This window comes from Glutamicibacter sp. BW80 (assembly GCF_002332385.1).
Lineage (GTDB): Bacteria > Actinomycetota > Actinomycetes > Actinomycetales > Micrococcaceae > Glutamicibacter.
On record NZ_NRGV01000031.1, the window covers coordinates 258,053 to 271,113 of the forward strand.

Consider the following 13,061-nt stretch of genomic DNA (forward strand, 5'->3'; position numbering starts at 1 on the left):
TTGTATTACACACACATCCAGTGACCCACGACAGGAACAATAATGAACCTCATCGAATCCTTCCAGAACCTCATCTCCCAAGTTCCAGAAATCGTACAGCCACTGATCGTCGCCCTCGCCGGCGCAGTGCCCTTCATCGAAGGCGAAGGTGCGGCAACCATCGGCATTCTTGGCGGAATTAACCCGGTGGCCGCCGCCATCGCCGCCATCATCGGCAACTTCATCTGTGTGGCGTTGCTAGTGCTACTGGGTTCCGGTGCCCGCACCGCACTGGTCAACCGCAAACGAGCCAAAGAACCTGTCGCAGTAAATGGTGCCAACCGCACCGAAGACGCACAGCTCCACGAAAGCATTGCGCCGGTAGCCGAGGACAGCGAACGCAAAGTCAACCGTCGCATGAAATTCCAGCGCGCATTCGAACGCTACGGCGTGCCAGGGGTGAGCTTGCTCGGCCCACTGCTGCTGCCAACGCACTTCACCGCCACCATGCTCGCTGCCGCCGGCATCAACAAGGCACGCATCCTCATCTGGCAGGCAGTCGCAATCGTCGGCTGGACCACCGTGCTGTCCATTTTCATTGCCAGCGTAGTCAACGTCGCAGCCTAGGAAAACCCGGCCAGGTCAGTGCACACGGGTAGCCGACGTCACTACGTCTAGACTAGAAGGCATGGCACTAACTCAGCTGACCGTCGTGGATACCGCGGTCGATATCCTGCAACAGTTCGGGTTAGCTGACCTTTCCATGCGGCGTTTAGCCAAAGAACTCGAAGTTCAGGTTGGCGCGCTGTACTGGCATGTGAAGAACAAACAAGAGCTACTAGCTGCCGTTGCCGCAAAATTATTGAACACCGAGCAGCTACGTGTCATCCCAGAAAATTTTGCAACACCCGCCGACGCTGTTTTGCAGCTATGCCGCAAGCTGTACTTGGCTCTGCTTCCCATCCAGGACAGCCCAGAGGTGATCGAAGTAGCCAGCGCATTGCAAGTTGAGCAGCTCAATCCGGTTCTGCAGCTACGCGACTTGCTTCACTCTGCTGGTTTGTCCACAGAGGATGCCCGCTTTGGTCAGCAGCTACTGCTCAACCACATTTTGGGTTCGGTGGCTTACCGTCAAAACCTTGTGCAATTGGACGTTGATGCGCCACAAAGTGACGGTTTTGATTGGGGACTTCAGCGCGCAGTTTCTGGTCTTTTCCCACGCGGCTAACCCCACTAGAAAGACCTAGCTCAGTCGCCCGCCGGAAACCTCTAGGTAGCATGAGGCACACAGTGACTCGTACCAGACATCTTCCCCGTCGATAGCCACCTGGTCGCCGTCAAAAACAACCTGGTTCCCCACTCTACGAGTGTTAAACATTGCCTTGCGTCCGCAACGGCAGATGGTCTTCAGCTCTTCCAACGAGTGCGCCAGCTCCATTAATCGCGCAGAGCCTGGGAAAGCGTGAGTTCTAAAGTCCGTGCGGATCCCATAGGCAAGGACCGGGACATTGTCCAACACGGCAATGCGCAGCAGGTCATCGATCTGCTCACGCGTCAAGAACTGCGCCTCGTCGACAAGCAGGCAAGCGACCGGAGGCGAATCAACATGGGTGAGCAAGGCTTCAGGGTCCTCGCCGGAAGCGATCGCAGCGAACTGCTGACGCACATCGCCTCGGGGGCTGATGACGAAGTCGACCTCGCGTTCAATACCCAAACGGGAAACGATCGAGGCCTCCCCCTTGGTGTCGACGCCCGGCTTCGCCAGCAAGATACGCTGACCGCGTTCCTCATAGTTGAAGGCGGCCTGCAATAAGCTCGTTGATTTGCCCGAGTTCATTGCCCCGTATCGGAAATACAGCTTGGCCACAGTTGCCCCTTCAAAGTTCTGGCCTGCACCGCGCAGACCTCCTACGAGTTTAGTTGGCTTTTGTTCTAGGCCCGGACTTTGGCACGGCGGGCAAAAACCAACTTATAGAGCAGCGACATCACGACCACAAACGGAATGCCGAAGACCAGCGTGTAGCTGAACTGTTCGGTGAAATACGAGGTGGCCAGCAAGCCCGCGAGGAGTATCGCGCCGAGCAACGAAGCGGTCGGGTAGCCCGGCAGCCTGAATTCCAGACGGATTTGTTCTTTGCCGATGTGTCGACGGAAGGCCAGGTGAGTTATGAGGATCATGAACCAGGTGGCGATGGCACCAAAAGTCGCTAGCGAGATCATGATGCCCAGGCCTCCATCCGGGACAAGCCCGTAGACCAGCGCCGCGACCGCAATCCCGCCAGCAGACATCCAGACCGCGTGGATGGGCGAACCCTTCACGTTGAGCTTTCGTGCGAGAGATGGAGCATGGCCGGAATCCGCCAAGGATTTGAGCATGCGAGTCGCCGCGTACAGCTGCGCGTTCATGGCTGAAAGGGCAGCGACGATCAACACGAAGTTCAGCACCGAGTCGGCGAAGGGAACACCCATCAGGCTCATCACGGTCACGAAGGGAGAACCGCCGTTGACCAGCTCGCTGGTTGGTGCAATCGCGAGGATCAGCCCCATGGTGAACACATAGAACAGCAACAGGCGCAGGAACGTCGTCTTGAAGGCTTTGCGCACCGCGATCTGAGGATTGCGTGATTCCGCGGCTGCAATGGAGATTGCTTCGATGCCCATATAAGAGAAAATTGCGACGATCACCGCATTCCAAGTGCCCCAGATGCCGTTGGCGAAGAACCCTGATTCAGCGCTGTAGTTGGCGATGCCAAACTGGTCATTTGGGTCATGGAATACCAGCCATGCGGCGATGATTATGAAGGCGACGATCGCGAAGACCTTGATCGCGGAGAACCAATATTCGGTGGTTCCAAAGAACTTCACGCTGGACATGTTCACCGCGAGAAGTGCCAGAGAGAAGACGACCACCCAGAACAATCCGGGAATATCGGGGAACCAGTACTGCATGTACTCCCCCACCACGCTGACTTCGGTTCCCACCGCGAAGACCAACGCGGACCAGTAAAGATACTTGGTCAGGTACCCGGCGAAGTGTCCAAGGTACTTCTCCGCGTACACACCGAACGAACCAGCCACAGGTTGATGCACTGTCATTTCCGAAAGCGCGCCCATCACCAGCAGGGCGATGATGCCACCAATAATGTAGCTGATGATCACCGATGGACCGGCCAGCAGGATGCCAAGCTTGCTGCCCATGAATAGGCCGGTGCCAATCGCCCCGCCGAGGGCGATCATGGTCATCTGGGCCGTGGTAAGCGACTTTTTCAGCCCCAAGCCACCCGGTACATTGTTCGCAGGTTCAGTTCCCACGTTGCGCAGCACCCCTCAAAGAAAACGCAGCGAGGCACCAGCTGCCTCGCTGCGTTCAAGCGTACTATCGCCTCGGCCGTGCGGTTTTGGGAGCCGCTGGGCGCCAGTGGCTAGTATTCCTGCTATGTCACGGCGTTTCGCACGGCAAACTCTTCGCGTTGCCAGTGGCCTGTGTGCAGAACTTCACGCAAGATCTCCACCGCATCCCAGATATCCGTACGGCTCAGATACAGCGGCGTGATGCCGAAGCGCAGCACCGCAGGCTCGCGGTAGTCGCCAATTACGCCGCGTTCGATCAACGCGGCAATGATCTCGTAGCCGTTCGGATGATGGAAGCTCACATGGCTTCCGCGTTGCGCATGCTCACGAGGGGTAATCAGTTCGAGTCCGTGTCCGGCACATCGGGTCTCGACTAGCTCGATGAATAGATCTGTGAGTTCCAAGGACTTCGCCCGGACCAAATCCATCTCGGCTTCCACCGCGATATCCAGGCCTACCTCGATCATCGCCATGGACGTTACCGGCTGGGTGCCGCACATGAAGCGGCGTACATCATTTGCCGGGGTGTATTGCTCTGCCATTTCAAAGGGTGCCTGGTGGGACCACCATCCGGAGAGCGGTTGCCAGAAGCGGTCCTGATGCCGGGCGTTGACCCAGATGAAAGCCGGAGAGCCCGGGCCGCCGTTGAGGTATTTGTAGGTGCACCCAACCGCGTAGTCGGCCTTTGCGGCGTTTAGATCTACGGGAACGGCGCCGGCAGCATGCGCCAGATCCCAAATTGCCAGTGCCCCAGCTTGGTGGACCGCTTCGGTTATGGACGCCATGTCCCACATGGAGCCGGTGCGGTAGTTAACGTGCGACAGCGAGATAACCGCGGTGTCTTCGTCTAGCGCGGCAAGCAGCTCGGTTTCGTTGTCGATCAATTTCACTTCGTAGCGAATGCCGGTTTCTGCACCGACCGAGTTCAGCAACTCGGCGAGACCTTCTGCAATGTAGATGTCGGTGGGGAAATTGTCGCGTTCGGTGATGATCACACGGCGGCCCGGGCCATCAACCTGTTGGATGCGAAGCGCCGAAGCCAAGGCCTTGAAGAGGTTCAGGCTGGTGGTATCGGTAACCACCGTCTCGCCCGGTTTGGCACCTAGCAAGGATCCGAGTTTGTCCCCCAATCGAGTGGGCATCTCAAACCAGCCGGCGCTGTTCCACGAACGGATCAATCCTTGTCCCCACTCGACATTCACCACCTCTGCAGCACGCTCGGCGACACCGGCCGGCAGTGGTCCCAGCGAGTTTCCGTCCAGGTACAACACCCCGTCGGGCAATAGGAACCGATCCTTGAAGGAGGCTAGCGCATCCTGGTGATCCAATAGCTCCAACTGTTCACGACTGACCACTGTACTCATATCTTGTTTGCTTTCTCTGAGAACTAACCGTTGCATTCATCGTAGAATCAACAGTGGAAGATTTGTTTAACTTTCGAACTTTCTTGAAGAACTAGGAGTACATTCCGTGCCAGGTTCAGCTTGGGCCAGCTCTGGACCAGCCCAGTCGAATTCCGTTCAGGTGGACGAAACCGATCTGGCGATTCTCGTCGAGCTTCACAAGGATGCGCGGCTGGCCAACAATATTTTGGCTCAACGCGTGGGCCTTGCCCCCTCCACTTGCCTTGGCAGGGTCAAGGCGCTGCGGACCCGCGGCATCATTGAGGGATACGAAGCAAGAATCAATGAAAAACTCCTCGGTGTCACGGTCCATGCCATGATCTCCGTGGTCGTAGCCGCACAAGCCCGCGACCGGATGCTCCACGCGGCTAAGAACCTAGCCGACCTGCCACAGGTCCGTGACGTATTTGTCTTAGGTGGCACTCCGGATCTGCTGGTCCGCGTGGCCGCCCGTTCCATCGATGAATTGCGCACGTTCGTTGCGAGCCATTTGGGCTCCAACAATGCGTTTTCTTCCACACAAACGAACATCATTTTCGAACACCTGCGTTGAATCCCAGGCTGCCTTGAACAGCAGAATCTAGAATTTGAGTCGAACCCGATGATGCTTCAACGTTCGTGCCGCAAGTGGACCAGTATCGCAATCAACTATTCGTGGCGGCTTAGGCCACTTCTCATCTTGGTCTAATCTGGCTCAGAGACAATGGTTGGTATGGGATTGGAAACGTTGCGCCGCCTCGCGCTGTCGATCATCGTGATCGTCGTAGTGCTCTTGGGATTTCTAGGTATTCGGCAGGTCATCGCAGACCCAATGGACAAGGATCTGGGCAATGGCTTCATCATTAACGAAGATCGCACCTCGCCCACCAGCGAGGTTCCAAATTCCCCGACTTTTACCACCTCCGAGACTCCCTCGCCTTCTCCCTCGCCATCAATAAGCGAGGACCCGACGAAGAGCCCTGTTCCAAGCAAGAGCACCGTCACGGAAACGCCCAAGGCAAAACCGACAAAGCAGCCCACGGTGAAGCCAAAACCGACGAAGAAGCCGGTGGTCCCGCTGCCACCCTCGGCGAACACCTATGACGATGATGACGACGACTATGATGACGATTATGACGACGATGACGACGACGACGAGCTAGACGACGATGACGACTAGGCGCTCATGGTCTATTCGCGCACGGGTGCTCACCGGAATGCTACTAGTCGTTGGCTTGGCATTGCTCGTCGCCGGCGCTGCGAGCTACGCGGTACAACGCCACGAGCTCAACGAACGGCTCGATGACTCGTTGTCGCGTACCGTGCAGGAGTTCGGCGTACTGGCCGAAACTGGCGTGGATCCGCGCACCTTGCAGCACTTCGAAAAGGCCGAGGACCTGCTCTACACGGCCATGCAGCGCACGTTGCCTTCACGGCATCAGGGAATGCTCGGCCTGGCCGGAGGCGAGGTTCAGTGGACCGCACCGGATGTCGTCCAGCTACGCCTGGAGGACGACCCAGAATTTCTGGCTTGGGCCGAACGGAGCAAAACCGACAGCCATATCCATTTGGGGACCGTCAAGACGGAGATGACCACGTATCGGGCGGTGATCGTCCCGGTGCAGCTTCCAGAAGATCCAAGTTTCAGCGCATTTGTGCTCGCCTATGACTACCTTGGAGAAGCACGCGCCGATGACCGGAATTTTGCTATTTTCTCTGCCGTTGGTGTCCTGGTGATGGCGCTTGCGGCCGGTGCCTCGTGGCTGGTGGTGAATCGGACCCTGGAGCCGATACGCAGGCTGCAGACTACCGCGCATCAAATCTCGGAAAGCGACCTCTCACGGCGAATCGAAGTCACCGGGAATGATGAATTCGCCGAGCTGACGGTGACCATTAACGAAATGCTTGACCGCTTGGAAGGTGCGCTGAAGTCACAGCGGCAGCTGCTCGACGATGTCGGGCATGAACTGCGCACCCCGGTCACGATCGTCAGCGGCCACCTGGAGCTCATGGACACACACGACCCGGAAGATGTGCAGCAGAGCAAAGAAATAGCGCTGGATGAGATGGGGCGTATGAGCCTGCTCATTAATGATCTGGTCATGTTGGCTAAATCCAATCGAGCAGACTTCATCCAGCCACAGCCAACCGAGGTTGGCACGCTATTGGACGACATTCTGGACAAAGCCCGGGGTCTGGGCGATCGCCACTGGAGAGTGGATTATCGTTCCGAATCCACGGTTAACCTGGACCAAACGCGCATTACCCAAGCCATGTTGCAGCTCTGCGCCAATGCTGTGAAGTTTTCCCCGGAAGGAACGCGAATCGGGTTGGGCAACGAGGTGCTTCGAGACGGCCACGGGGATACCTTATTGCGCTGGTGGGTCTCGGATACCGGTGTCGGCATCCAGCCCGATGACATCGACCGCATTTTCGAGCGCTTCGGTCGAGGCAAGAATTCGGTCCGCGCAGATGGATCGGGGCTAGGCCTCAATATTGTCTCTGCTATTGCCACCGCCCATGGCGGCCGTGTCTGGGTGGATTCCGAACCGGACAAGGGCTCCACGTTCTATATCGATATCCCACTAACTACACGAGGTACCGAAGCATGAGTCGAATCCTGATCATTGAAGATGAACCTCGCATTAGTTCATTTGTCGCCAAAGGGTTACGTGCCGCAGGGCTGACTTCAGCAGTTGCCGGGACCGGGCGCGACGGCTTCGATCTGGCCCTGGACGGCGACTATGAACTGATCATCTTGGACCTGGGGCTGCCTGATGAAGATGGCTTCTCGGTGCTGCGGCGGATGCGTGCAGCGCAGATCGAAACGCCAGTGATCATTCTTACCGCGCGAGGCAGTGTAGAAGACACCGTCACCGGTTTGCAGAACGGCGCCGATGACTACATGGCAAAACCGTTCCATTTTGACGAGCTGCTGGCCCGGGTTCGCTTGCGCCTGCGTACCGAAGATAGCGCCAGTGAATCTTCGGTACTGAACCACGGCGACTTGGAAATGGATTTATTGCGCCGCCGGGTCACCATCGCAGATAAGGAAATCGAACTGTCCGCCCGAGAATTCGCCCTAGCCGAGGCGTTCTTGCGCAATCCAGGCCAGGTGCTCAGCCGCGAGCAGCTGCTATCACGTGTCTGGGGCTACGACTTTGATCCGGGATCGAATGTGGTGGACGTATACGTGCGCTACCTGCGTAACAAACTCGGCGGGGAACGCTTTGAAACCGTGCGCGGGGTCGGATACCGGCTAGCCGCAACGCGCTAGCGCGCAAAAGCCTTGGGGATTCTCTTATAGGAGATCATCCCCAAGGGCTGCAAATCTTGGCGTTTAGCTGCGTACTGCCGTCCTGCGACGTGCCGGATAAGACACCGGGCGGTGCCGTGCGCCGAAGCGTTGTTCCAAGAGGCGGCTCCAGCGGTTAGCAGGCAGTTCCGGATGCAATAACGCGATGCCGATGCAGTACTTCGACATGCTGACCTCGCGGATGCCCAAATCGGCAAGCGCTCGGTCTGAAGCTCCACGTCCGTCGGCAGATTTGGTTTCCACGACGATCAGATCTGGTCCGGCGATCTGCTGCTCACCATTCGCGTAGCTCAATTCCACATCGCAGGTTACTCGTTCACCGTCGATGGGGTTTACGAAAGTCGCACGAACATAGGAGCTATCGAGCACCGGCGCCAAGTCCGGCGCTTCCTCTCCGTACTCGGTTGCCAGTACCTGTTCGAGGAACTCGGCGTTCTCAGCGGTCAGCTCGCCAGCCAACTGCGGATCTTGTTCCACGCGGTGTTTCACGGTGGATCCGCGAAGTCCCTTGGTCTTGATCTCGAACATCGACAATCCGGTGTCCGCGTAGGTACGCGAGCGGACCTTATAACGTCTGCGACGGCCCTGGCGGTGAGCCCGGTACTGTTCGAAGTCCTCGGTGTCGAAGTACACGGATTCATAGCGGAAGGTGCGAAGCCCGTCGATCTCCATGATCTTGAAACCATCCCCTAGGCGCTCCGAGAGGGCGGTAAATTCACCTGGAGTGAGCAGAAACTTGCGGTCCACGCGTGTCTGCAGGGCAGCTTCCGAAATGACTTCCGCTAATCCTATCGGCGAGCGGTCAGTGACGGCCGCTTCAATGGCTTCACGCGCGCAGGAGTCGGTTCTCACCTCGGCGGTCATTTGGACCACGACTCCTGCTTGGCGGTGTTATCCGAGGCAGGCAACGTATTGGCCAGTTCATAGGTTCCCGAGAAGACATCGGTTTTGACCTTCGGCTTGCTGGCCTGATTCGTGCGAAAACGTACATCTACGATGGTCAGATCGCGAACCATGTCGAGCTCAATGACCACGGTGCGCAACACCTTCGCGTTAAGCAGTTTTTCCAGCGCGGCCACCAATTCATGCTTCTGCGGGTAGGCCTTCTCCAAGGTCACCGTCTGGCGATCCGTGCGAGGTGCAAAGCGCGGGTGGTCGGCGAGGAACATGACCAGCACCAACGCGCCGGTGGCGGCCGGTGCCAGCCAGGCCGGATCCGGATGAAGTCCGTTGACCAGGCCAATCGCCAGCGAGATGAAGTAATAAGCGACCTCTTCTTGGGTCAAGGTATCCGAACGCAGCCTAATGATCGAGAGGATGCCGAAGAGGCCAAGCCCCAAGCCCATTCCAGCTCCGCTGCCCGAAAGCAGCATTGTCACGGCGAAAATACCCATGCTCAAGGCGATGTAGGCCAAAACCAGATCTCGCCGGAAGTGACGGCGGAAATATACGAAATAGACGAGGACGGTAATGCCGATAACGTTAGAAGCTAGTGCCAACCAGAATGACAGCATGGCGGATTCCCTTCACTGCGATGATGTGGTGATTCGTTCACTAAATTGAACTTTAGGTTAACAAGATGAGCCCTAAAGTAGAACTTGATGAGAACGATCTCATTTTCATCCAGTGGGGATACTTTTCTGACCTTCCCCTCCAACTACTTCTGCAAAAACAAGTCAAACAGAGAATCCGGGGTCGAAATCGCCACCAAATCCCCGCTCGGTAGCATCCGGAATATGAAGCGTGGCTCGGTTTGCAGATGGCTTGCAAGCTCAATGCTCTTCTCTTCCGGTTAAAGGACACTTTGCGAACAGCATTCAGGAATTAAAAAGACGGACGAAAACCCGAATGGTTTTCGTCCGTCTTATTAATCCGTTACTACTCGGCTTCGATTGCGCCCTTTGCGCTGGAATCCGAATCGTTGAGGAATTTCTCGATTCGCTCGACTTCCTCGGCTTCGCCGATGGCTGCGGCCGCTCGACCCAACGCATAGAGCGAACGGAGGAAACCGCGGTTCGGCGCGTGGCGCCAAGGGACCGGTCCCTGTCCGCGCCAGCCTGATTTGCGCAACGAGTCCAAACCACGGTGGTAACCCACTCGGGCGAACGCGTAGGATTCCACAGTCCGGCCTTCTGCGTGCGCCTCATTGGCCAACAGCGCCCACACCAGTGAAGATGAAGGGAACTTCGCTGCAAGGTCTAGTGGCTCATCCCCGGCATCCAAACGCGCAAGCACGTCGGTTTCCTCGGGCAGCAGTGTCTCTGGAATACCCAGTAGATTCTCTCCGGCCATTATTACTTCAGCGACTTTCCGGCCGAGCCGAGCTGACGTGCACCCTCAACGATGCGAGCCGCCATTGACTCTTCAGCCTTGGCGCCCCAGACGCGTGGGTCATAGGTCTTCTTGTTGCCGACTTCGCCGTCGATCTTCAGCACGCCGTCGTAGTTGGCAAGCATGTGGCCTGCCACCGGGCGAGTGAAGGCATACTGGGTGTCGGTATCGATGTTCATCTTGATGACACCGTAGGACACCGCGTCGGCAATTTCCTTATCGGAGGAGCCCGAACCGCCATGGAAGACGAGATCGAAGGGGTTGGCCTTGCCGATCTTGGCGCCAACCTGAGCCTGGATGTCCTTCAGAATCTCTGGACGCAGCTTGACGTTGCCCGGCTTGTACACGCCGTGCACGTTGCCGAAAGTCAGCGCGGTGATGTAGCGGCCCTTTTCACCGGCGCCCAGGGCGTCGATGGTAGCCAAGGCGTCCTCAACGGTGGAGTACAGCTTGTCGTTGATGGCGTTCTCCACGCCGTCTTCTTCGCCGCCAACTGCGCCGATCTCGACTTCGAGGATCTGCTTGGCGGCAGCGGTGCGCGGCAGCAGCTCGGCTGCGATGCGCAGGTTCTCTTCGAGGGTTTCGGCCGAGCCGTCCCACATGTGCGAGTTGAAGAATGGGTCGCGGCCGGCGGCGACCTCTGCCTCGGAGGCTGCAAGCAACGGCAGCACGAAGGAGTCCAGCTTGTCGGCTGGGCAGTGGTCGGTGTGCAACGCGATGTTCACGCCGTAGCTCTTGGCGACCTGGCGGGCGAAGGCGGCAAAACCGAGCGAGCCGGTCACCATGTCTTTGATGGAGGCACCGGACCAGTAGGCTGCGCCACCGGTGGATACCTGGATGATGCCATCCGATTCGGCTTCGGCGAAGCCGCGGATTGCGGCGTTCAGCGTCTGCGAGCTGGTGACGTTGACCGCCGGGAAGGCGTACCCGCCAGCCTTGGCGGCATCGATCATTGCATTGTACTTATCGGGGGTTGCGATAGGCATGCTTCACTCCTTGTGATTAGCGAGGGTGGACGCGTCGCCTTTGACGGCGTTTCTCACCCCATCCTATCGCCAGCGGGGCGTGACGTGGCGTAGATCTCCGAACGTGACACGTGATGAAGCATATTGGAGCAGAAAACCGCGGGTGGAAGCCAGCCTTTGGCTGATTTCCACCCGCGGTTATCGGTGACCTGCTACTTGCTGGCCGACCCCGAGGACTGCGAAGCATCGGATGACCCGGTCACCTCCGGGGTTACCGTGCTTGACGTTGCCGGCGGTGCCGAGGAACCCTTGGTTTCCGTGGTCGTAGGAGTCGATTCCTTCTTATCCGGGGTAGAAGAATCACTGGTCTTCGGCGCTGTATCCGTAGCCTTAGGCTCCGTCGGGGTAGATGTATCCTGCGTTGGATCCTCGGATGGCGGGGTATCCCCCGACCCCTCAGTCGGTGTCGGCTCGTCGGTTGGCGAAGGCGACTCGGAGTCGGTCGGTGATGGAGACTTCGAATCCGTAGGCGACGGCGACTTCGAATCCGTAGGCGACGGCGACTTCGAGTCCGTCGGTGACGGAGATTTCGATTCCGTAGGCGAAGGCGGCTTGGAGTCCGTCGGTGATGGCGAGTTCGAATCGCTCGGGCTTGGCTTCGGTTTTGGCTTAGGTTTCGGCACCACTGGAGTGTCGTCCCGTGGAACCACTACATCAGGATCCGAGCTCTCGTTGCGATCCGGTCCCTGCGTTTGTGGACCGTTGGAGCCGTTGCCCTTTGGAGCACTGTTCGAGTTCACCGTCAGGCGGGTCGAATCGATCATTGCCTTGGGCTGGCCGGGGATCCCTGGCAGATAGTTGCGTGGATCGTGCCAGCGACCGTTGACGATCACTTCGAAGTGCACGTGGCAACCCGTCGAATTACCGGTGGTTCCCGCGAGCGCGATCAGCTCGCCCTGCTTGACCTCTTGGCCAATCTTGGCCACCAGCTTCGAGTTGTGGCTATAGCCGGTCTGTACATTGCTACCGTGGTCGATGGTGACGCGCATGCCCGAGTGGCCGTGCCATCCGGAGACGATGACGCGACCAGCTTCACTGGCGTACACCGGAGAACCACAAGAGATTGGGTAGTCCTGACCGATGTGGATCTGGTTTCCTGGACCGGTGGGATTGCTGCGCCACCCGTAGGGACTGGAGATGCGTCGAGTAGGGACCGGGTGCATCAGTTGCAAGTCACCGGGAAGCTGCCCGATGGCGCCAACGGCTCCTGCGAGAAGTGCGGTTTCGGTTTCGGACTCGGACTCCTCGGAAGTTTCGGCGGCGCCTTCAACCATCCCCAAGGGGCGGCCATCGATGGCAAGCGCCCGCCCCGATCCGCCGAAGGCGTTCAACGGAGCGTCCTGATTGACATAGACCGGGTTGCTGAAGTTTGCGGGCGCGGCCTGCGCATCGATGGCTATGGGCATATTGCCCTGACGATCATCGGCTGTTTGCGCAACAATAGGAATTGCGAGCGCGCCGGTGAGACCAATGGCGGCCACCACTGAGGTGGCCCATACGATCAGACGTTTCCTTTTCCGGGGCAAGCCGATAAGTAATAAGTCGTGGTTTACCTGATGTCGCCGTTTCACTACTGCCGCTCCCAGATCACGAATGCATAACCAAGGCCTAGCCTATGGTGTATTTCACAACTAATCCAGATGCTCGAATAAACTTCTGCCTAAAAGACAGATGTTT

14 protein-coding genes are annotated in these 13,061 nt (G+C 57.9%); 6 read left to right on the forward strand and 8 right to left on the reverse strand.

Going from position 1 to position 13,061, the window contains the following annotated elements:
- Window positions 1-42: 42 nt before the first annotated feature.
- Complete coding sequence (locus tag CIK76_RS09520; RefSeq protein ID WP_096285757.1) at window positions 43-606, forward strand: small multidrug efflux protein; 564 nt, start codon at window positions 43-45, stop codon at window positions 604-606.
- Window positions 607-667: 61 nt separating this feature from the next.
- Window positions 668-1,207, forward strand: a complete 540-nt coding sequence (locus CIK76_RS09525; RefSeq protein ID WP_096285759.1) for a TetR family transcriptional regulator — start codon at window positions 668-670, stop codon at window positions 1,205-1,207.
- 15 nt (window positions 1,208-1,222) lie between these two features.
- Here the strand turns inward: CIK76_RS09525 and CIK76_RS09530 are convergent, their stop codons facing one another.
- From CIK76_RS09530 to kynU, 3 genes are all read right to left on the reverse strand, one after another.
- A complete protein-coding gene (locus CIK76_RS09530) occupies window positions 1,223-1,846 on the reverse strand; it encodes a thymidine kinase (RefSeq protein WP_096285761.1) in 624 nt (207 codons plus the stop codon).
- A gap of 65 nt (window positions 1,847-1,911) precedes the next feature.
- Complete coding sequence (locus CIK76_RS09535; RefSeq protein WP_255248411.1) at window positions 1,912-3,291, reverse strand: amino acid permease; 1,380 nt, start codon at window positions 3,289-3,291, stop codon at window positions 1,912-1,914.
- A gap of 122 nt (window positions 3,292-3,413) precedes the next feature.
- Window positions 3,414-4,694 carry a kynureninase gene (gene kynU / locus CIK76_RS09540; RefSeq protein ID WP_096285763.1) on the reverse strand — a complete coding sequence of 427 codons (1,281 nt, stop codon included), beginning with the start codon at window positions 4,692-4,694 and terminating at the stop codon, window positions 3,414-3,416.
- Between the two features lie 106 nt (window positions 4,695-4,800).
- Between kynU and CIK76_RS09545 the strand changes: the two genes are divergently transcribed.
- From CIK76_RS09545 to CIK76_RS09560, 4 genes are all read left to right on the forward strand, one after another.
- A complete protein-coding gene (locus CIK76_RS09545; protein ID WP_096285765.1) occupies window positions 4,801-5,286 on the forward strand; it encodes an Lrp/AsnC family transcriptional regulator in 486 nt (161 codons plus the stop codon).
- A gap of 159 nt (window positions 5,287-5,445) precedes the next feature.
- The gene (locus CIK76_RS19375; RefSeq protein WP_096285767.1) at window positions 5,446-5,892 is read left to right on the forward strand and encodes a hypothetical protein; all 447 of its coding nucleotides are present in this window, start codon (window positions 5,446-5,448) and stop codon (window positions 5,890-5,892) included.
- On the forward strand, window positions 5,882-7,324 hold the full coding sequence (locus CIK76_RS09555; protein ID WP_255248412.1) for a HAMP domain-containing sensor histidine kinase: 1,443 nt from the start codon (window positions 5,882-5,884) through the stop codon (window positions 7,322-7,324). Before CIK76_RS19375 ends, CIK76_RS09555 begins: the two co-directional genes overlap by 11 nt.
- The gene (locus tag CIK76_RS09560; RefSeq protein WP_096285769.1) at window positions 7,321-7,989 is read left to right on the forward strand and encodes a response regulator transcription factor; all 669 of its coding nucleotides are present in this window, start codon (window positions 7,321-7,323) and stop codon (window positions 7,987-7,989) included. Before CIK76_RS09555 ends, CIK76_RS09560 begins: the two co-directional genes overlap by 4 nt.
- A 63-nt stretch (window positions 7,990-8,052) precedes the next feature.
- Here CIK76_RS09560 and CIK76_RS09565 read toward each other — a convergent pair whose 3' ends face one another.
- From CIK76_RS09565 to CIK76_RS09585, 5 genes are all read right to left on the reverse strand, one after another.
- Window positions 8,053-8,892, reverse strand: a complete 840-nt coding sequence (locus tag CIK76_RS09565; protein ID WP_096285771.1) for a polyphosphate polymerase domain-containing protein — start codon at window positions 8,890-8,892, stop codon at window positions 8,053-8,055.
- A complete protein-coding gene (locus CIK76_RS09570) occupies window positions 8,889-9,542 on the reverse strand; it encodes a DUF4956 domain-containing protein (protein ID WP_096285773.1) in 654 nt (217 codons plus the stop codon). Before CIK76_RS09570 ends, CIK76_RS09565 begins: the two co-directional genes overlap by 4 nt.
- Before the next feature lie 364 nt (window positions 9,543-9,906).
- Window positions 9,907-10,320: a DUF3151 domain-containing protein gene (locus tag CIK76_RS09575; protein WP_096285775.1), complete on the reverse strand. Its 414-nt coding sequence runs from the start codon at window positions 10,318-10,320 to the stop codon at window positions 9,907-9,909.
- A gap of 2 nt (window positions 10,321-10,322) precedes the next feature.
- Window positions 10,323-11,345, reverse strand: coding sequence for a class II fructose-bisphosphate aldolase (fbaA, locus tag CIK76_RS09580; RefSeq protein ID WP_096285777.1), 1,023 nt, complete (start codon window positions 11,343-11,345; stop codon window positions 10,323-10,325).
- Between the two features lie 191 nt (window positions 11,346-11,536).
- The gene (locus CIK76_RS09585; protein ID WP_176484156.1) at window positions 11,537-12,955 is read right to left on the reverse strand and encodes a M23 family metallopeptidase; all 1,419 of its coding nucleotides are present in this window, start codon (window positions 12,953-12,955) and stop codon (window positions 11,537-11,539) included.
- Window positions 12,956-13,061 lie beyond the last annotated feature (106 nt).

Bases quoted from the DNA above. Each gene is read 5' to 3' on its own strand.
- kynU (WP_096285763.1), bottom strand. From the start codon at position 4,694: ATGAGTACAGTGGTCAGTCGTGAACAGTTGGAGCTATTGGATCACCAG.
- CIK76_RS19375 (WP_096285767.1), top strand. From the start codon at position 5,446: ATGGGATTGGAAACGTTGCGCCGCCTCGCGCTGTCGATCATCGTGATC.
- CIK76_RS09560 (WP_096285769.1), top strand. From the start codon at position 7,321: ATGAGTCGAATCCTGATCATTGAAGATGAACCTCGCATTAGTTCATTT.
- CIK76_RS09525 (WP_096285759.1), top strand. From the start codon at position 668: ATGGCACTAACTCAGCTGACCGTCGTGGATACCGCGGTCGATATCCTG.
- fbaA (WP_096285777.1), bottom strand. From the start codon at position 11,345: ATGCCTATCGCAACCCCCGATAAGTACAATGCAATGATCGATGCCGCC.
- CIK76_RS09520 (WP_096285757.1), top strand. From the start codon at position 43: ATGAACCTCATCGAATCCTTCCAGAACCTCATCTCCCAAGTTCCAGAA.
- CIK76_RS09575 (WP_096285775.1), bottom strand. From the start codon at position 10,320: ATGGCCGGAGAGAATCTACTGGGTATTCCAGAGACACTGCTGCCCGAG.
- CIK76_RS09570 (WP_096285773.1), bottom strand. From the start codon at position 9,542: ATGCTGTCATTCTGGTTGGCACTAGCTTCTAACGTTATCGGCATTACC.
- CIK76_RS09555 (WP_255248412.1), top strand. From the start codon at position 5,882: ATGACGACTAGGCGCTCATGGTCTATTCGCGCACGGGTGCTCACCGGA.
- CIK76_RS09565 (WP_096285771.1), bottom strand. From the start codon at position 8,892: ATGACCGCCGAGGTGAGAACCGACTCCTGCGCGCGTGAAGCCATTGAA.